Raw genomic sequence first — 19,048 nt, 5'->3', positions numbered from 1 at the left:
AAGGCCGGCCATCATCAGCCGGCCTTTTTCAACCTACTCCGTACCCCCGCCGAGGGCCCTGTACAGCTCAATAGTCCCCAGGAAAACGTCTTTCCTGTATTGAGCCAGTGCCAGTTCGGCTTCCAGCACACTTTTCTGGGTATTGATCACTTCCAGGTAATTCGCGTAGCCGGTGGCGAACAGGTCCCTGGCGGTAGATACGGCCTCTTTTAACACAAGTACTTCCTTTTCTTTGAGCGCAAACGCGGTCTCTGCGTTCTCCACGCGATGCAGCGACGTTACCACTTCCTGGTAGCCGTTAATGATGGCCTGCCGATAATCGTAAAAGGCGCTGACGCCTTCCGCCGTCGCGATGCCGTATTGCGCTTTTAATTGCTTTTTATTGAAAACGGGCGCGGTTACACCGCCCAGGATATTATATGCGATCGACGCCGGGTTAAACAGCAGCTCCGCCTTGAACGCATTGTAACCCAGCGCCGCGGTGAGGTTCAGCGAAGGCAGGAAAGCCGCTTTCGCCGCTTTTACGTCCGCTTTCGCCGCCTCCAGGCCCAGCATGGCCTGCTGCACATCCGGCCTGCGTTGCAGCATGGCGGCCGGGATGCCGGTTTTGATACCGGTGGCGAGGGGTGCGTCGAGCAACGAACTGCCGCGTGCAACAGGCTGCGGGAGCCTGCCGAGCAGGGTGTTCAGCTGGTTTTCCAGTTGTATCCGCTGCTGCTGCACACCATAAGCAAGACTGCGGGTATTGAGCAGCTGCGCCGTGAACTGCTGCACCGCCAGCGAATTGGCGCGGCCGGCCTCCTGCTGGATTTTGACCGTACCCACGGCGGCTTCCTGGAGGGCGATGTTCTGACGGATCACTTCCCACTCGTAATCGAGCGCCATGAGCTGATAATACATGCCGGCTACCTGCGCCGCCAGCTGGGTGTGCACAAGCCGAAGCCCTTCGCGGCCCGCCAGGTACCTTGCATATGCGGCCCGCTTTTTATGCTTCAGCCGGCCCCACAGGTCGATTTCCCAGGAACTTTGCACGCCGGCGAAATAGTCGGGCACCGGGCCGGGAATGCGCTGGTCTTTGTTGATATTGGGCGACAGGTTCGTGTCGTAGTTGCCGACCCCGTCGATGGTATAGTCGCCGAACTTGGTCACGCCTCCCCTGATCACAGCGTCGAGCGAAGGCAGCCAGGCTTTGGAGGCCATCGTGAGCTGCGCTTTGGCGACCTGCATGCGCTGCAGGGCCACCAGCGCATCGCGGTTATTGCGCATGGCGGTGTCGAGCAGGTTCCGTAAATGCGGGTCGGCAAAAAAGGTATTACGCGGGAGGCCGCCGATGCCGGCCGTGGTGTCCGCGGCGGGGCCTTCGAACGCGGCGGGTAATTGGGTTTGCTCCGGCAGCTGCAATTCTTTCGGCATGCCGCAGCCGGCGGTTGTCAATGCCACCAGCAGTACAACGGTATGCACCGGTTTTATTTTCATTTTCTTCTTTTTGACTTTCATCACGGCAAACAACACATATAACCCGGGGATCACGATCACCCCGAAGATGGTGCCGATCAACATACCGCCCGCGGCGGCCATACCGATGGAACGGTTACCCATGGCGCCCGCGCCGGTGGCGATACATAACGGGATAAGCCCGGCCACAAATGCAAACGACGTCATGAGGATGGGCCTTAAACGGCTCACCCCGCCTTCGATGGCGGCCTTCAGCACCGTCAGCCCCTGTTTCTGCCGCTGAATGGCGAACTCCACGATCAGGATGGCGTTTTTACCGAGCAGGCCGATGAGCATCACCAACGCCACCTGTGCATAGATGTTATTTTCGAGGCCGGCCACTTTCAGGGAAATGAACGCCCCGAAGATACCTGCAGGCAATGACAGCAACACCGGCAAAGGCAGGAGGAAACTTTCATACTGCGCGGCCAGCAACAGGTACACGAACAGCAGGCAGATGCCGAAAATGTATATGGCCTGGTTGCCGGAGAGCACCTGTTCCCTCGTCATGCCGCTCCATTCAAAACTGAAGCCGCGCGGCAGCACGGAGGCGGCCGTTTCCTCGATGGCTTTAATGGCCTCGCCGCTGCTGTAGCCGGGCGCGGCGTCGCCATTGATCATGGCCGAGGTGTACATATTGTAACGGGTGAGCTGTTCGGGGCCGTATACCCTTTCCAGCCTGATGAAGTTGGAATACGGCACCATTTCTCCCTGCTCGTTTTTTACATGCAGCTTCAGCACGTCTTCCGGCTGCGTGCGGAAGTTGGGTGAAGCCTGCACCATCACTTTATACATCTGCCCGAAGCGGATGAAGTTGGAGGCGTAAAAGCTGCCCAGCAGCGTTTGCAGGGTGCTCATGGCATTGTCGATGCTCACGCCTTTTTTCGCCGCCATGGCCTGATCCACATGTATCATGTATTGCGGGAACTCGGGGTCGAAGCTGGTGAAAGCGCTGCCGATTTCGGGGCGTTTGGTGAGCGCGGCAATGAACGCCCGCGTTACATCGGCGGTTTGCTGCAGATCGTCGGCCCCGGTGCGGTCGAGCACACGCAGCTCGAAACCGCTCGCGTTCCCGAAACCGGGTACGGTGGGCGGCGGGAAATATTCAATGCTGGCGTCTTTGATATGTTTCGTTTTTTCCTGCAATTCGGTGATCAGCTGGTCGACCGACTTTTCACGCTCATCCCAGGGCTTCAGATTGATCATGCCCATCCCGTAAGATGCGCCGGCCACATCGTTCACGAGACTGAAACCTGCGAGCGTGGACACGGATTCCACCGCCTCCATGCCGTCGGCGGTTTGCTGCACATCATCGAGCACGGCCGACGTTCTTTCCACCGTGGCCCCGTTCGGGGTGGTCACGTTCACGTAGATCATGCCCTGGTCTTCCATCGGGATGAAGCCGCCCGGCAGGATGGCCGAGGCGCCCCAGGTGAGGGCAAAGAAACCCACAAGGAGCACCAGCGTGAGGATGCGGCGCCCGGCGATGCGGCCTACAAAACGTTTGTAGCCGTTTTCTGTGGTGGTATACCCGCGGTTAAACGTATTGAAGAAACGCTGCAGCGGGTTTCGGCGCAGTTGCGCACCCGGGTCGTGCTTCAGCATCAGCGCGCACAACGCCGGTGTCAACGTCAGGGCGTTGATGCCCGAAATAATGATCGCAAAGGCGAGCGTGAGCGAGAACTGGCGGTAGAACACCCCCACGGGGCCGGACAAAAAGGCCACCGGGATAAATACGGCCGACATCACCAGCGTAATGGCCACCACCGCCCCGCTGATCTCTTTCATGGATGCCAGCGTGGCCTGCATGGCGGGCAGATGGGTTTCCATCATTTTGGCGTGCACCGCCTCCACGACGACGATGGCGTTATCTACGACAATACCGATCGACAGCACCAGGGCGAACAACGTCAACAGGTTCAGCGAAAAGCCCATCAGCTGCATAAACGCAAAGGTACCGATGAGCGCCACCGGAATGGCCAGCGTGGGAATGAGCGTGGAGCGGAAATCCTGCAAAAACAGGAACACCACGATGAACACCAGCACAAAGGCCTCGAACAGCGTAACCACCACTTTATTGATCGACGCGTTGAGGAAGCGCGACACGTCGTAGTTGAAGTTATAGGTCATGCCCGGCGGGAAAGAAGTTTGCTGCAACTCTTCCATCCGGAGCTTCACATTTTTGATTACCTCCTGCGCGTTGGAGCCGGGGCGCTGTTTGAGCATGATGGAGGCCGAGGGTTTGCCGTCGGTTTTCGACACCATACCGTAGGTGAGTGCGCCGAACTCCACATCCGCAATGTCTTTCAGGCGAAGAACGGAGCCGCTTTCGTCCGCACGGATGATGATGTCCGCATACTCTTCCGGTTTAAAAAACTTGCCGGTGTACCGCAGCACGTATTGCAGCATCTGCGGTGACTTATCGGAGCTTTCGCCGGTTTTGCCGGGCGCCGCCTCGATATTCTGTTTGCGGATAGCCTGCACCACTTCATCCGCCGATACGTTGTAGGCCAGCATCCGGTCGGGCTGCAGCCAAACGCGCATGGCGTATTCCTTCGCACCCATGATCTCGGCAAAACCAACGCCGTCAATCCTTTTCAGTTCTTTCAGCACATTGATGTCCGCGAAGTTGTAGATGAAGTTTTCGTCGAGCCCCGGGTCCTCGCTCATGATGTTGAGGTACAGGAGCATGCTGTTCACTTCCTTTTCGGTAGTCACCCCGGCCTTGATCACCTCTTCCGGCAATTCGTCGATGATGGTGGACACGCGGTTCTGCACGTTCACGGCAGCCTGGTCGGGATCCGTGCCTACTTTGAAGAAGACGGTAATGAGCGTAGTGCCGTTGTTGCTCGACACGGAGGTCATGTACGTCATGCCCGGTACGCCGTTGATGGCTCTTTCGAGCGGGATGGCCACGGCGTTGGCGCACACTTCGGCGTTGGCGCCGGTATATTTCGCCGTTACCGTCACAGACGGCGGCACGATATCAGGGAACTGGGTGACCGGCAGGCCAAGAAGCGCCAGCAGGCCCAGCAATACAATAAATAATGAGATCACCAGCGACAACACGGGCCGCCTGATAAAAGTATCCAGCATACTGTTTCAGATTCGTTTTACAATGAAAAATTCCGCACCGCCTACAAGGCCTTTACAGAGTCCACCTTTACCAGCAGCGGCCTTATCCGCATGCCTTCGCGGAGGTTGCGCACGCCTTCGTACACAACCTTTTCGCCCGGCTTCAGCCCGCCCTGTACGATGTAGGAGTGCTGAATGCGGGCCTGTGGCTCGAAACTTTTCATTTTAACATGATTGGCTGAATCCAGTATATACACATAGTTTTTGTCCTGCATCTCGAACACGGCCTTCTGCGGCAGCAGCAACGCGTTTTCGAGGTGGTTGGTGAGCACCACCTTGCCGCTTGCGCCATGCCTGAGGAGCTGCTTCGGGTTGGGGAACTTTGCCCGGAAAGCGATGGAGCCCGTGTTTTCCTCGAACTCGCTTTCCACCGTTTCTATTTTGCCGGCATAGGCATACGGGCTGCCGTCGGCCAGGGTGAGCTGCACCGCGCGGTCGTTATTGGACGCCTTGCTCCGGGAATATTCCAGGTATTCGGTTTCCGATACGTTGAAGTAGGCGTACATTTCAGCGATATCGCTGACGGTGGTGAGCAGGCTGCCTTCCGTTACGTAGCTGCCCGTTTTGAGGGGGATGCGGTCCATCACCCCATCAAACGGCGCGCGGATGCTGGTGTATGATAATTGCGTGGAAGCATTGCTGATTTCGGAACGGGCTTCCTCTATTCTCGCGTTGAATGCGGCGAGGCGGGCCTCCGCCACTTCCAGTTCCGTTTTGGCCAGTACTTTTTTATCGGTGAGCAGTTTCACGCGGTCTACCTCCAGCTGCGCGGCCTTGGCTTCGGCAATGGCGCTGCTGAGAGCAGCTTTGGCGCGGGCGAGGCCGGCCTGCAGTTCTTCATCGTTGAGGCTAAAGAGGAGCTGCCCTTTTGTAACACGCTGTCCCTCGTCTACATAAATTTTATTCAGGAAACCGTTGATGCGGGCGCGCACTTCCACGTTCCGTACGGCCTGTATGTCTGCCACATAGTGATGGTGCAGCACCGTGTCTGTAACGGTCAGCTGCACCACCGGGAATGATTGCACATCGTTTTCACTATTCACTGAGCCCCCTTTTGTAACACAGCCGCCGAGGGTGGCGGTCAATCCTAATATCGTAAGCGCGGTTAAATGACGCATGAGCACAATAGTATTTTGTGCGGCCGGGTTGGGCCGCAAAGGTGTAATAGAATAATTATCAGCACCGGTCAATGCCGGTACAGTACATGTTTGGGAAGGATGGAAACGGGTGGAAAGAGGTCAGCTCAAAACAGGGTATACCGGAAGAGGAAGGTGTAATAAGCCGGTAGAAATGCGTCCTGGTGCTGGTACACACCGGCTTTGTTTTCCTGTGCAATGAGCGCATGGGAATGATCGTACTGGAAATGTACGGCCCTGGCAGCGAAATTGAACTGCTGGCTGGAAGCGGTCTGGTAAAAGCGGAGCCTGCGGCGGCTTTGTGCGTTGCGGATGCTGGCCTGATCGTCCTCCGTACCCGCGGGGAGCAGTTGGGGAGGCAGGTGGAATGCATCCTGCAGATCGAGCAGCAACGGCGCGACCTGGCTGCGCTTCATACAGGCCTTCGCTTCCATCGACGCAGAAAGCCCCGGTATAAAGCCGGTTGCGTGCTGCACACAGATGAAGAAAAATAAGAACAGCACCTTTTGTAAGATGAGCCTGCCTGTTGTCATGTCAGTTAGCGAAAAATTAGATCCGATGCAAAGCTATAAGAACCAACGTAGAAATAAAAACAGGAAAATGACGAGCGGTAGTTTTTAACATTTTATTAAATCACCTCCGCGCGGTATTTTTTACCGGCAACCTGTGTAAAATCCTACACACGTCATACCGCAACTACGGCCATTTTTCCTGATAAACGCGTTCTTTACGCCCGGTACGGTTTTACCGGAACGGGCGGAAGACCCATAACCGATTCAGTGTGCAGGTTTCTTTTTCTCGAAACTATACAGGAGATAAAAGAGGGCCGGCAGAATGAACACGCTCCCGATCAGCAGTGCCCAGGCCAGCGCATCGATGGTTCTGTCCTGCCCCTGATGTTCGAGCAGCGACAGGTATCCCCCGCCCTTCATCAGCACAATATTTGGGAAATGCCGGTAAGTGGCGGCGAACAGGATCATCGTGATTTCAAAGCCGGCCATCAGCCGGATGAGGATGGGTTTTCCGTTTTCGAGGCCATACCAGAGAAAGGGCAAAGACAGGCTGGCGAGTGAAATGGCGAGAATACCACCGGGTTTCCCGAATATCCATTCAATCAGCGGCACCCCCTGTATGGAAGCGGCAATGAATACGAGCGCGCCGCACCCTACCGCAGCCACTATCATCCATTTGGCCTTCCTGGTAAAAAAGAGGCGGTCCTGCTCGTTGTTCGTTTCACCGATAATGAACACGGCTGCCAGAAAACCGCAAATGCTCACGGTAAAAAATCCTACCGTCACCGAAAACCAGTTCAGCCAGCTGAAAATGTAAGCCTCCACAAAATTCCCGGCCGCGGGGTCTACCTGGCCCGATACGGTGCTGGCGGCGATGATACCTAGAAAAAAAGGCGTGATCACACTGGAATAGATAAATATCCGGCTGTACACTTTTTGCAGATCGTCTTTTACGGCGTCGTAATTCCTGAACACAAAGGCCGTTCCTCTTGCGATAATGCCGAGCAACATGGCCGTGAGGGGAATATGCAGGTATACGGACATGGTGGTGTAAATCTTCGGGAAACCGACGAACAGGATCACGATGGTAATGATGAGCCACATGTGATTGGCTTCCCACACGGGGCCGATGGCCTGGTACATGGTCCTCCTGGTGCGGCTGCGGTTACCGGGCGAGGTGAAAAACTCAATGATGCCCGCCCCGAAATCGGCTCCTCCCAGCAGGAGATACAGCAGGATGGCCGTCCACAGATATATAATTACAACGTACAGCATCAGTTATATAATTTATCTACCATTTTGATCTGGCGGTACAGTAAAAAAGCAACGATGACGGATAACGAGATGTACACCGCCGTAAAGATGTAAAAGGAATAAACGATGCCCGGCATGGGCGTAACGGCGTCGGCTGTACGCATAATGCCGTTGATGATCCAGGGCTGGCGACCGACTTCGGTAACCGTCCACCCCGCTTCCACGGCGATGAACCCCATGGGCGTGGCGATCACAAACAGCTTCAGCAGCCAGCGGCCCCGCAGCCAGTTCCGTTTTTTCCAAAGGGCGATGAAATACAGCAGCGCAATCAACACCATGGCCATCCCCAGCCCTACCATGATCTGGAACGCGTAGTGGGTCACCGCTACCGGCGGACGGTCCTGCACAGGCACCTGGTCGAGCCCCTTTACCTCCGCGGAAAAATCACCATGCGCCAGGAAACTCAGCATCCGGGGGATGCGAAGGGCATAGTCGACTTCACCTGTTTTTTCATTGGGGATACCGCCGATGATCAGCGGTGCCTTTTCTTCCGTATGAAAATGCGCTTCCATTGCGGCCAGTTTGGCGGGCTGACGCTTCGCCACATCTTTGGCGGAGATATCGCCGCTGATGGGCTGCAAAACGGCTGCTACCGCACCGAAGATGGCGGCTATCCGGAAAGCGCGGGTATGAAAAGCCACGTTTTTGCCTTTCAGCATCATCAGCGCATGAATGCCGGCCACAGCGAACCCGGTGGCCACAAAGGCCGCCACGGACATGTGCAGCGCCTGCGAAAACCAGGCGTCGTTGAACATGGCTTTGATGGGGTCGATATTCAGGTATTCTCCGTTGACGTAGTCGAAGCCGCCCGGACTGTTCATCCAGGCATTGGCCGCCACTACGAGGATACCCGATACGAGGCCGCTGACACCTACCACTACGCCTGTTACCCAATGGAACCAGCGGTTGAAGCGGTCCCAGCCGTACAGGAAAAATCCCAGGGCGATGGCCTCAATAAAAAACGCCGTTCCCTCCAGCGAAAACGGCATTCCGAAAATGGGTCCGGCATGTTCCATAAACCGCGGCCAGAGCAATCCCAGTTCAAAGGACAACACCGTGCCCGATACGGCCCCAGTGGCAAAGAATATCGCGACGCCTTTGCTCCAGGCTTTGGTAATGTGTTTGTAAACCTCGTCGCCTGTTTTAAGCCATTTGTAGTGCGAAACGGCCATGAAGAAGGGCATAACCATGCCGATGCAGGCAAAAATGATATGAAAGCCCAGGGAAAGGGCCATTTGGGATCGAGCGGCGAAAAAATCATCCATATGACAAAAGTAATAAGATTGGGGGAAGATGATATGACGATTGTCAGCTCCGGCACCTGATTATGGTTAGGAAACGGTAAAGTATAATTTGTGGAATAAACACCACATTCCTTCCTCATGTAACGGCGACAGGGACGATGGCACGCAATTGGCCGTATATTTCCCAAACAGACCGGTATGAAAGAAACGCAAACACTGGTGGCCGAATCTACCGTAGCCATTGATACCACGCCTGCACAGGTATGGAAGGCCATTACCACTCCCGAGATCATTCACCGTTACCTGCTGGGCACCACTGTAAAGGGCGAGTGGCGGGAAGGCGGCTGGCTCACCTACGAAGGGGAATATGAAGGGAAAAAGTATAAAGACAAAGGTGAGATCCTGAAAATGGAACCGGAAAAGGTATTCCAGAGCAGCTTTCTCAGCGGCACGATGGAAGACAAACCGGAAAACTACCACCTCGTAACGTACAATATCTGGGAAAAAGACGGCCAGACGATGGTCACCCTTTCGCAGGACAACATCCACTCCGAAAAAGAGCTGGAGCATGCTTCGTCCACCTGGCAGAAAGTGCTGGAAAAACTGAAGGAAGTGCTGGAGGAGGAAGAGGTGTAGCGTAAATCGCCCGGTTTCCCTATTTTTATAGGTATGAAACCGATGCAGTTCCTCCTGTTTTTCTGCCTGCTGTTTACCGCCGCGTGCACGGAAAAAGAACCCGCGAAACCATCTTCCGGCGAAACGGTGCGCCTCACCAACGTGGCGTATGGCCAGCATGCCCGGCATAAAATGGATGTGGCATTACCTGCCAACCGCAGCGAACAGACGCCGGTTGTGGTGTTGATCCATGGCGGCGCCTGGATGGCGGGCAACAAGGAAGATATGAAGGGTTTCCAGGATTTCCTGCTGCAAAACGGCATTGCCAGCATATCCATCAACTACCGGTATGCAGACGCCAGTCTTCACTACGCCGCATTAATGGAAGACGTGCACAAAGCCGTCAGCTTATGCGCCGCCAACGCCGCCACATGGGGCATCCGCAATACCCGTTTCATCATCTGCGGCGCCAGCGCGGGCGCTCACCTGTCATTATTATACGGTTATAAATACGACAGCGGCGGGCGTATCAGCGGCATCATCTCGATGGCCGGGCCCACCGATCTCACCAATATCACCATGCTGAATTACGCGGCCTCCGTGGGCCTGGGCACCGCCATCTTCAATATCGTGGGCGCAGCCTACACCGGGAGCCAGCCCCTGGCGCCGCAATTCGCGGAAGCCAGCCCCGTTCACCAGCTGAAAAACATCCCCACCCTGCTCATTCACGGCACCGCCGATAACGTGGTATTATACAGCCAGGCGGAGATACTGACGGCCAAACTGCAGCAGCAGACGGTGACATATAAACTCGTCAGTCTTCCCAACGAAGGGCACGACCTTGGTCTTGGCAAACCCGCAGTCTTACAACTGGTTACAACAGAAATCATCAACTGGATAAACAAGTATGGCAAATAATCACAGCGAGCTCATCGGTATTACAACAGCATTCGTACAACAGGAACTGGCGGAAGCCGAAGGCGGCCACGACTGGTGGCACATTTACCGCGTATGGCAGCAGGCACGCCATATTGCGGCGGAAGAAAATGTGGACTTGGTGGTGGTGGAGCTCGCCGCGCTCCTGCACGATATTGCGGACCCCAAATTTCACGGCGGCGACGAAAGTATCGGCCCCGCGAAAGCCGCCGCGTTCATGCGCGCGCAGGCCGTGCCAGAAGAAACGGCATGGCACGTGGAAAACATCATCCGTTACATGTCGTTTAAAAATGCACTGGAGAAGCGCGTATTTTATTCTCCCGAAATGGGCGTGGTGCAGGATGCTGACCGGCTCGACGCGATGGGCGCCATCGGCATCGCCCGTGCATTCAACTATGGCGGGTTTAAGAACAGGGCGCTCTACGACCCTGCCGTGGCGCCTAACCTGCAGATGAGCAAAGAGGAATACAAACATTCCTCCGCCCCCACCATCAACCATTTCTACGAAAAACTGCTGCTGCTCAAAGACATGATGAACACCGCCACCGGCCGCAGACTGGCCGCGGAACGGCATGCGTACATGGAAACCTACCTTGAAAGGTTTTACAAAGAGTGGGAAGGCGAATGGTAGTTATTGACAGCTTTGCCGGAAAAATGCCTTAAATTTATCTACAGGGCCATTTAACCATAAGCTGATTGATATGAAGACATACTTCAGGCTGTTATCTTTTGCGAAACCGATCGGGAAATACGCCATACCATATATCATATTCACTTTTTTTGCCATTTTATTCGGCACACTCAATCTCGCCTTGCTGGCGCCTTTGCTCAACACGCTGTTCAGCCAGCACGACGCCACGGAAGTAGTTACCAAACCCAACAGCCCTTTCGATGTATTCCGGCTACTGAATTATTACTCCAGCCTGGCGCATCACCGCTACGGACTGGAGCGTACGCTGCTGTATGTGTGCATCACGATCGTGACCTCTGTGCTGCTGGGCAACATTTTCCGCTACCTCTCCGAACGGACGATGGAAGACCTGCGTATCAATACCCTGCTGAACCTCCGCCGCTCCGTATTCGACAATATCATGGGCCTTCACCTTGGCTTTTTCAACAACGAGCGGAAAGGTGAGATCATCTCCAAAGTAGCCTCAGACGTGCAGGTGGTGCAGTACACCGTTACGGGCACCCTGCAGGTGATCTTCAAAGAGCCGCTTACCCTCATCGTTTATCTCGTACTGTTATTTATCATTTCCTATAAGCTCACGCTGCTGTCGATGCTGGTGATACCGGTTTCGGGGCTGATCATCTCCCGGATCGTAAAAAGACTGAAGCAGCAGGCCATCGAGTCGCATATTTCATACGGTAATATGATCAGCTATCTTGATGAGGCGCTCGCCGGCGTCAAGATCATCAAGGCCTTCCGCGCCGAAAACTTTATCAAAAACAGGTTCAATAAAGAGAACGAGCACTACTCCAATATCGTGCGCGCCATGGCGCGACGGCAGCAGCTGGCTTCCCCGGTGTCTGAATTCATGGGCATCACCACCGTATCGCTGATCGTGCTGTATGGGGGCTCGTTGGTATTGTCCAACGAAGGGGGACTGAACGCCGCTGAATTCATTGCCTACATCGCGCTGTTTTCGCAGATCATGCGGCCCGCCAAGGCCATTTCCGGCGCTTTCAGCAGCATCCATTCCGGCATTGCCGCGGGGGAAAGGGTGCTGGCACTGATCGACGAAAAACCGCAGATCACCGATGCCAAAGACGCCAAACCCGCCAACGGATTCCATGAAAGCATCCGGTTCGACGATGTATCGTTCACCTACACCGGCGCCGATGTATTGCAGCATATCAGCCTGGAAATCCCCAAAGGCAAGTCTGTAGCGTTGGTGGGGCCTTCCGGGGGCGGCAAGTCTACCCTGATGGACCTTATCCCCCGTTTCATACAGCCCCGCGAGGGCCGGGTGCTGCTCGACGGGGTGGACATACGGTCGCTCACCACCGATTCCCTGCGCGCCCTGATGGGCATCGTAAACCAGGAATCCATTCTTTTCAACGATACGATTTTCAACAATATCGCTTTCGGGCAGCCCGGCGCCACGCAGGAACAGGTGGAAGCCGCCGCGCGTATCGCCAACGCGCACGAATTTATTATGGCCACCGAAAAAAAATATCAGACTAATATCGGGGATAAAGGCGTTAAATTATCCGGAGGGCAGCGGCAACGCATTTGCATCGCGCGCGCGGTACTCAGCAATCCGCCGATCATGCTGCTCGACGAGGCCACTTCGGCATTGGACACGGAGTCGGAAAAGATGGTGCAGGAGGCGTTGAATAACCTGATGAAAAACCGCACGTCTCTCGTCATCGCCCACCGCCTCAGCACGGTGCAGGACGCCGATCTGATCATCGTATTGGAAAAAGGCCGCATCATCGAGCAGGGCACGCACCAACAGCTGATGGTGGCGAACGGGCTTTATCGCAGGCTGATAGATATGCAGACTTTCAGTTCAAATTAAATTATTACCAATACGTTATCTGGAACGTTATATAGACAGTAGCAAGGAAAACACCATATTCGACAAACCGGAACAGGAACCAAAAGAACGGAAAATCGGGAACCGGCGCGCCAGTAGCGAGCGCGCGGTAAAATCACGCATGTAAATAAAATATAGACAGTAGCAACGAAAAACACCATATCGACAAACCGGAACAGGGAACCAAAAGAACGAAAATCGGGAACCGGCGCGCCAGTAGCCAGCGCGCGGTAAGATCACGCATGTAATAAAAGGCAACTAGAAACCGGACGCCTCCTGACCAGGGCGCCGCCATGACTTACATTGAAAAACGGAATAGAATGAAAAACAGGAATTTCACTGTGGGCATTCTCGTGTCCACTTACAACTGGCCGCTTGCACTCGAACTGATTTTTAAGAGCATCATGCAGCAAACCCATCAACCAGACGAGATACTGGTGGCCGACGATGGCTCCGGCCCGGAAACAGCTGCATTGATAGCGCAGTACCGGAGCATCTTCAACATCCCGCTCAAACACGCCTGGCAGGAAGACGCCGGGTTCCGCAAAAGCAAGATCCTCAACAAGGCCATCAAGCTGGCCGAATCCGACTATATCATTGAAATAGACGGAGATATTTTACTGCATCCCGGATTTATCGAAGACCATGTGCGGCACGCACGCCGAGGCATATTCGTGCAGGGCGCGCGCACGATGGTGAGCGAAAACAAAACCCGGGAGATCCTGGCGCACGGACGGACCGGCATCGGCTTCTTCAGCCGCGGCATCCGCAACCGTTTCAATTCGCTGCACCTGCCGTCGTTATCTTTCCTGATACGCGCCAACTCCCGCAGCTCGCAGAATATCAAGGGCTGCAACCTCGCCTTCTGGAAAGATGATTTCATCGCCATTAACGGCTACGACAATTTTTTTCATGGCTGGGGCTCGGAAGATTATGAATTTGCCGCCCGGCTGATCAACAACGGTATTCTGAAAAGAAGGCTGAAACTGGCGGCCGTTTGTTATCACCTGCATCACTCCTGCAATTCGAGGGAGCAACAGGTGGTGAATGAACGCCGGTACAGTGAAACGGTGGTGCGGCAGCTGACGGTGTGCTCCAACGGCTATGCCCAGGCCTGAGGCCTTACGACGGCGTGCGGCACATGGCCACCGCGATGGCCAGCACCGGGTATAACAGCCATTTGACCGTTCTGTAGGTGTTGGAATGATAGAAGTTGATTTTCTGGATGCGGCCGTCGTCGTGAAAACGTTCGCCGATACGGAAGAATTGCCCGCGCCGTAATTTCCCCCACAATACGCCGGTATCCTGCGCCAGCCGCAGCAACGCAGTGTAGTATACGGCAGCGGCGCTGCTGCCGGGGTATCTTTTCAGCACCTGTACGGCATTTGCGATCAGTTCGATGCATAACACACCGCCCATGAGCACCAGCACGGAAACGGTCCAGCCCGGCACTGGCAGCAACAGGCAAAGCAGCAGCAAGGTTTCGGGGGTGTTTAAAAAATCGTAGTAGGTGAACTGGGGATGCAGCGTTCCCAGCAGGCTGTTGCCGATGCCGTAGCGGAACGGCCTTTTGTAGCCCGGGCGGCCATTGTTCCACCAGGGATGCTCCACGGCCGCGCCCGGCACGCAATACAGCCGCTGGCCCTTATTGCGCGTCATCAGGTTCAGGAAAAAATCCACGTCCTCTCCCCCGCCCGATGCGGGAAAAGCGGAGGAAAAACGGATCTCGCCCATGGTGCGGCGCCGCACCATCACATTGGCCGTGGCCGCCCAGGCAAACGTGGGCCGGCGCTCCGCGATGCTGAATATGTCCATGGAACCGCTGGCCAGCACCGCCTCGCAAAACCGGGAGCAGGCCTCGGGAAACCGCACCAGGCCGATAAACCCGGTAGCGGTGGAGAAAGTTTTAATGGCATGCGCGTATGCTTCCAGCAACACTTCATCGGGCAACACATCATCGTCGAGCAGCAGCAGCCACTCACCGGACGAAGCGGCAATGCCCCGGTTGCGCGCCCCGGCGGCGCCCAGGTTTTTATCGTTGATGAGCAGAAAAACAGTCTGATTGTCCACCAGGCCGCGGATACTGTCCGGCACCGCCGCACCGGGATCGTCTATCACCAGGTAGAACCTGATATCCGTACCCGCAGGACGTTTCAGACGAAGCACCGGTAAAAGGTAACGTTCATCAGGCCGGAAGGATGGTATGATTACGTCTATGCTCGCTGTCATGGTGGATACTCAAGATAACTAAATCCTGTTGTTCCATGAAAACGAATTTTCGCTGCCCGCGTGGAATCTTGCGGCGGCGCTCCTGCGCCAGGGCAGCGGCGGGAGCAGGGCATACGGCAGATACCTTTTACCCGCCCGGGTCCCAGAAATCCGGTTCGCCCTGCCATCTTTTTTTCAGCTGTTTCCACCGCATCCTTATGTACATGCCCCATCCCATGTGCTGCCGGATGAGCTGGAGTTTGTCGTGCTTAAACGCCATATCATCGCTGGCCGCGGAAAACCCCGTCATATTATACCGCACGATGGTGAAGGGATGGAATTCTTTTTTAAACGCACCGTCGCCCCACAGCTGGATATTCAGCGCATAATCTGCATACACGCGGTATTTGAGATTGTAGCGGTATTTCTGAAAAGCGGCGGCAGGATAAAGAATGGCCTGGTGGTTCATGCAGTGTTTGGCGAGGCGGTACGGGCTGAATTTCCCGCTGAGCAACTCCATCGCCGGCGGCTGATCGCCATAGAACGGTTCGCTGTTGCCGTAATACACGGTGGATGGCTCTTTCAGCCGTATGGCCAATTCGCTGAACCCCGGCAACAGGCGGTCGTCGGCCCCCATAAAGTACAGCCATTTGCCGCGGGCCAGCCGGATGCCTTTGTTGAGCGCATCGTAAATACCTTCGTCGGGCTCGCTGATCCAGCGAAGCTTCGGCATGTTCAGCGATTGTAATATGTGTTGCGTGCCGTCGGTGCTGCCGCCGTCGATCACCCATACTTCCATATTCCGCACGGGTTGCGCCGCAATGGAAGCCAGGCAGGCCTCCAGCTCCGCACCGGCGTTGTAGGTGGCGATGATGATGCTGAGCAATGTCTGTTCTGTTGTAGCGTCCATTCCTGTTAAAATAAAAAACTTATCTTTAATAAGCGAAGCCGGAAAAACCTGTTCCTTAATAGTGCAAACCATATGCAGGCTTATATTGTTCAGTCGCCCATATTATTTCTCATTTTCAACCGCCCGGATTTAACGCAGCGCGTCTTTGAACAAATCAGGGCGGTGCGTCCCCCACGTTTATATATTGCGGCGGACGGGCCACGCGATGACCATGCAACGGATGCCATATTATGCGAACAGGCGCGGGCTGTGGAAAAGCAGGCAGACTGGCCCTGCACGGTGCGCACATTGTTCCGCGAACGCAACCTGGGCTGTAAGGAAGCAGTGTCCCAGGCCATTACCTGGTTTTTTGAGCACGAAGCGGAAGGCATTATTCTTGAGGACGATTGCCTGCCCGGCAGCAGTTTTTTCGGCTTCTGCGATGCACTGCTGCAAAAATACCGCCATGAAGATCGTGTGCGCATCATCACCGGCTCCAATATGCAGAACGGCCGGCAATGGGGCGATGCGAGCTACTATTTTTCGCGGTACGGCAATATCTGGGGATGGGCTACATGGCGGCGGGTGTGGGACCGGTACGATGCCGGGCTCTCGCAATATACGGAAGCAGATGCCGCGCGGCATCTGCGGAGAATTTTCGATGATCCGTTCCTGGTAGCCGCCTGGGAAAAAATATTCGCCAATCAGAAGGCCGGCAATATCGATACCTGGGATTACCAGTTGCAGTTCATCACTTTTTTCGAGAATGGCCTTTGCGCCACGCCGAACGTCAACCTGGTCAGCAATCTCGGTTTCCGCGCCGACGGCACGCATACTTTCGACCCGGCGAACCATGGCTCCGGCGTGCCGGTCGGGGAACTGACGATACGCACGCATCCCGCCGGGTTTACGCCCGAAACGGAGGCCGATTATTACTTCATGGCCAGGGAATACGACCTCGCACAGCAGTGGCGGCGGCACAGGAAGTGGAAAAACCGGATGAAAAGATGGATGAAAAGCCTGTTTCAATGAAAGTCAACTACGAAAAAGATTATTCGATTGTGATATGCGCCTACAATCCCGACGAACGGATTCTGACGAGGTGCCTGAAAGCCGTGGCTGCACTCGATACGGCCGGGCTCCAGACGGAAGTGATACTGACGGACAACAACAGCAGGATCCCGATACGGGACCTCTCCTACGTTAAGGCCTGCACGAAGGACTTGCCTTCCTTCCACCTGCTGGAAGTGCCCGAGCAGGGCGTTAAATATGCCCGCATGGCCGCGATTGAAAAAGCACGGGGAAAATTCATCGTATACATCGATTCCGACAACGAGCCAGCGCCGGATTATCTGCAGGAGCTCAAAAAACTGAATCACCGGTTCCCGCAGGTGGGCGCCTGGGGCCCTGGAGAAGTGAACGTTGAATTTATGGACGGTATAGACAAAAAGATCGAAGCCTACGCCCGGCATGTGTTCCAGGAAAGGCATGATACAACGGACGAGTTTGCCAACGAACGCGAATGGCAGCCGTGTTACCCATATGGCACCGGCCTCTGCACCTATACATTTTTACTGAAGGAATATATCGCGCTGGCCAGGCAGGGCGCATTTACCCAACCCGGGCGGCAGGGCGGCGCACTCACCAGCGGGGAAGATACGCAGATGGTGCTGCTCTGCATCCGCAAAGGTTATTCGGCAGGCGTGTCGCCTTCGCTGCGCCTGTCTCATCTCATTCCGCGAAGCCGCGCCAACCGGAAGTACCTGCAGCGGATCACCTGGGGCACCGGCATTTGTTACGAAACCTGCATGCTGGAGGTGTTCCCCGAGCGCAGGCCGCAGCTGCTGAAGCGGCTCATGTCGGAGTCCAAATTCAGCCGCCAGGCGTTGAAGCGGATGCTCAACGCCACCTGGCACCGCAACCCGATGAAACAGTTTGAACTGGTGCGTTTCCTCAGTCTCAATGCGGGCATCTACGCCGCGCTGGGCAAACCGCTGCCGGCAACGGTGGCCGGCGTCATCAAATTTCTGAACCTGGCATAAACGCATGGAAATAAAAGTATCCGTCATCATCTGCTGCTACAACAGCGCCGCCCGCCTACCACAAACACTGCGGCACCTCGCCGAACAGCAGGCGCCGCCGGGGTTTGCCTGGGAAATAATGGTGATCAATAATGCATCCACCGACAACACCGCGCAAACCGCGGAACAATGCTGGGCGGATTTCGGGCCCGCCGGAACGCCGCTCCGGGTGATCGACGAGCCGGTAGCGGGACAGATGCATGCCCGCAAAAGAGGCGCGCTGGAAGCCCGCTCGGAATGCCTCGTTTTCTGTGACGATGACAACTGGCTGAATGAAGTGTACGTAGCGCTCGCCTGGGAAATGATGCAGGGCGACCCATTATTCGGGGCCGGCGGCGGCATGAACGTACCGGTAACGGATGCGCCCGCCTACCCGGAGTGGTTTGAGGAGTACAAAGACAAATACGCGATCAGCATCCGCTTCGGCCCTTCGGGCGACGTAAGCCAGCGCGGCCTCGTACTGGGCGCAGGGCTCGTCACCCGCCGCTCGCTCTTCCTCGCCGTCAACGATGAAAAATATCCTTCGCTGCTCAATGGCCGCGATGGGCAGCACCTCAGCACGGGCGACGATTTCGAATACTGCAAACGCCTGCTGCTCTGGGGCTACAAACTGTACTACGACGAGCGCATGCAGCTGCAGCATTTTATTCCCGCGCAACGGCTCACCCTGCCCTACCGCGAAAAACTGATGGCGGGCATTGATGAAGCAGGCAGGGTGCTCGACGAATACGACCTCGCCATCCGCCTGCATCGGAAAAACAAAACAAAAAACCGCTGGCGGTTATTGCTGCTGGCGCCTTTCAGGATACTGCTCTGCCGAATGGGGCTGACAGACCGGGTGCTGGGCGACGAACGGCTGACGCTCTATTACCTGTGGCCGCAACATACGGAAAGCGGCACAACAAGAGCACGGATCAAAAAATTCATATACAGGCAATAAC

General features: G+C 55.6%; 15 protein-coding genes. 8 read left to right on the top strand and 7 right to left on the bottom strand.

Going from position 1 to position 19,048, the window contains the following annotated elements; all coding sequences use genetic code 11:
• Nucleotides 1-33 precede the first annotated feature (33 nt).
• The 5 genes from EGT74_RS26580 to EGT74_RS26560 form a co-directional block, all read right to left on the bottom strand.
• Nucleotides 34-4,590: an efflux RND transporter permease subunit gene (locus EGT74_RS26580; RefSeq protein ID WP_123849639.1), complete on the bottom strand. Its 4,557-nt coding sequence runs from the start codon at nucleotides 4,588-4,590 to the stop codon at nucleotides 34-36.
• A gap of 41 nt (nucleotides 4,591-4,631) precedes the next feature.
• Nucleotides 4,632-5,747, bottom strand: coding sequence for an efflux RND transporter periplasmic adaptor subunit (locus EGT74_RS26575; protein WP_123849638.1), 1,116 nt, complete (start codon nucleotides 5,745-5,747; stop codon nucleotides 4,632-4,634).
• 125 nt (nucleotides 5,748-5,872) lie between these two features.
• Entirely contained in the window at nucleotides 5,873-6,298 is a 426-nt protein-coding gene (locus EGT74_RS26570; protein ID WP_123849637.1) for a hypothetical protein, read from the bottom strand.
• A gap of 243 nt (nucleotides 6,299-6,541) precedes the next feature.
• Entirely contained in the window at nucleotides 6,542-7,552 is a 1,011-nt protein-coding gene (locus tag EGT74_RS26565) for a cytochrome d ubiquinol oxidase subunit II (RefSeq protein ID WP_123849636.1), read from the bottom strand.
• On the bottom strand, nucleotides 7,552-8,856 hold the full coding sequence (locus EGT74_RS26560; RefSeq protein WP_123849635.1) for a cytochrome ubiquinol oxidase subunit I: 1,305 nt from the start codon (nucleotides 8,854-8,856) through the stop codon (nucleotides 7,552-7,554). Before EGT74_RS26560 ends, EGT74_RS26565 begins: the two co-directional genes overlap by 1 nt.
• Before the next feature lie 177 nt (nucleotides 8,857-9,033).
• On the opposite strand from EGT74_RS26560, the gene EGT74_RS26555 reads away from it, so the two are divergent.
• From EGT74_RS26555 to EGT74_RS26535, 5 genes are all read left to right on the top strand, one after another.
• Entirely contained in the window at nucleotides 9,034-9,471 is a 438-nt protein-coding gene (locus EGT74_RS26555) for an SRPBCC family protein (protein ID WP_123849634.1), read from the top strand.
• Nucleotides 9,472-9,504: 33 nt separating this feature from the next.
• Nucleotides 9,505-10,368, top strand: coding sequence for an alpha/beta hydrolase (locus EGT74_RS26550; protein WP_123849633.1), 864 nt, complete (start codon nucleotides 9,505-9,507; stop codon nucleotides 10,366-10,368).
• A complete protein-coding gene (locus tag EGT74_RS26545) occupies nucleotides 10,358-11,017 on the top strand; it encodes an HD domain-containing protein (protein WP_123849632.1) in 660 nt (219 codons plus the stop codon). The genes EGT74_RS26550 and EGT74_RS26545 overlap by 11 nt, the downstream gene beginning before the upstream one ends.
• A 70-nt stretch (nucleotides 11,018-11,087) precedes the next feature.
• Entirely contained in the window at nucleotides 11,088-12,911 is a 1,824-nt protein-coding gene (locus EGT74_RS26540; protein ID WP_123849631.1) for an ABC transporter ATP-binding protein, read from the top strand.
• A 338-nt stretch (nucleotides 12,912-13,249) separates the two neighbouring features.
• Entirely contained in the window at nucleotides 13,250-14,047 is a 798-nt protein-coding gene (locus EGT74_RS26535) for a glycosyltransferase family 2 protein (protein ID WP_123849630.1), read from the top strand.
• Between the two features lie 4 nt (nucleotides 14,048-14,051).
• Here the strand turns inward: EGT74_RS26535 and EGT74_RS26530 are convergent, their stop codons facing one another.
• Both EGT74_RS26530 and EGT74_RS26525 read right to left on the bottom strand, forming a co-directional pair.
• Complete coding sequence (locus tag EGT74_RS26530; RefSeq protein WP_123849629.1) at nucleotides 14,052-15,158, bottom strand: glycosyltransferase family 2 protein; 1,107 nt, start codon at nucleotides 15,156-15,158, stop codon at nucleotides 14,052-14,054.
• A gap of 127 nt (nucleotides 15,159-15,285) precedes the next feature.
• Nucleotides 15,286-16,047: a glycosyltransferase family 2 protein gene (locus EGT74_RS26525; protein ID WP_158618314.1), complete on the bottom strand. Its 762-nt coding sequence runs from the start codon at nucleotides 16,045-16,047 to the stop codon at nucleotides 15,286-15,288.
• A gap of 249 nt (nucleotides 16,048-16,296) precedes the next feature.
• Between EGT74_RS26525 and EGT74_RS26520 the strand changes: the two genes are divergently transcribed.
• From EGT74_RS26520 to EGT74_RS26510, 3 genes are read left to right on the top strand one after another with little or no spacing between them, the layout of a single operon-like run.
• A complete protein-coding gene (locus EGT74_RS26520; RefSeq protein WP_220392975.1) occupies nucleotides 16,297-17,058 on the top strand; it encodes a hypothetical protein in 762 nt (253 codons plus the stop codon).
• On the top strand, nucleotides 17,055-18,068 hold the full coding sequence (locus tag EGT74_RS26515) for a glycosyltransferase (RefSeq protein WP_158618313.1): 1,014 nt from the start codon (nucleotides 17,055-17,057) through the stop codon (nucleotides 18,066-18,068). The genes EGT74_RS26520 and EGT74_RS26515 overlap by 4 nt, the downstream gene beginning before the upstream one ends.
• A 4-nt stretch (nucleotides 18,069-18,072) precedes the next feature.
• The gene (locus EGT74_RS26510) at nucleotides 18,073-19,047 is read left to right on the top strand and encodes a glycosyltransferase (protein ID WP_123849625.1); all 975 of its coding nucleotides are present in this window, start codon (nucleotides 18,073-18,075) and stop codon (nucleotides 19,045-19,047) included.
• Nucleotide 19,048 lies beyond the last annotated feature (1 nt).

The organism is Chitinophaga lutea (genome assembly GCF_003813775.1).
Taxonomy (GTDB): Bacteria; Bacteroidota; Bacteroidia; order Chitinophagales; family Chitinophagaceae; genus Chitinophaga; species Chitinophaga lutea.
The sequence above is the reverse complement of the archived record's forward strand: the minus strand, read 5'-3'. Positions and strand labels throughout refer to the sequence as shown.

Coding starts and splice junctions, on each gene's coding strand:
- EGT74_RS26580 (WP_123849639.1), bottom strand. CDS start 4,590: ATGCTGGATACTTTTATCAGGCGGCCCGTGTTGTCGCTGGTGATCTCA.
- EGT74_RS26575 (WP_123849638.1), bottom strand. CDS start 5,747: ATGCGTCATTTAACCGCGCTTACGATATTAGGATTGACCGCCACCCTC.
- EGT74_RS26570 (WP_123849637.1), bottom strand. CDS start 6,298: ATGACAACAGGCAGGCTCATCTTACAAAAGGTGCTGTTCTTATTTTTC.
- EGT74_RS26565 (WP_123849636.1), bottom strand. CDS start 7,552: ATGCTGTACGTTGTAATTATATATCTGTGGACGGCCATCCTGCTGTAT.
- EGT74_RS26560 (WP_123849635.1), bottom strand. CDS start 8,856: ATGGATGATTTTTTCGCCGCTCGATCCCAAATGGCCCTTTCCCTGGGC.
- EGT74_RS26555 (WP_123849634.1), top strand. CDS start 9,034: ATGAAAGAAACGCAAACACTGGTGGCCGAATCTACCGTAGCCATTGAT.
- EGT74_RS26550 (WP_123849633.1), top strand. CDS start 9,505: ATGAAACCGATGCAGTTCCTCCTGTTTTTCTGCCTGCTGTTTACCGCC.
- EGT74_RS26545 (WP_123849632.1), top strand. CDS start 10,358: ATGGCAAATAATCACAGCGAGCTCATCGGTATTACAACAGCATTCGTA.
- EGT74_RS26540 (WP_123849631.1), top strand. CDS start 11,088: ATGAAGACATACTTCAGGCTGTTATCTTTTGCGAAACCGATCGGGAAA.
- EGT74_RS26535 (WP_123849630.1), top strand. CDS start 13,250: ATGAAAAACAGGAATTTCACTGTGGGCATTCTCGTGTCCACTTACAAC.
- EGT74_RS26530 (WP_123849629.1), bottom strand. CDS start 15,158: ATGACAGCGAGCATAGACGTAATCATACCATCCTTCCGGCCTGATGAA.
- EGT74_RS26525 (WP_158618314.1), bottom strand. CDS start 16,047: ATGGACGCTACAACAGAACAGACATTGCTCAGCATCATCATCGCCACC.
- EGT74_RS26515 (WP_158618313.1), top strand. CDS start 17,055: ATGAAAGTCAACTACGAAAAAGATTATTCGATTGTGATATGCGCCTAC.
- EGT74_RS26510 (WP_123849625.1), top strand. CDS start 18,073: ATGGAAATAAAAGTATCCGTCATCATCTGCTGCTACAACAGCGCCGCC.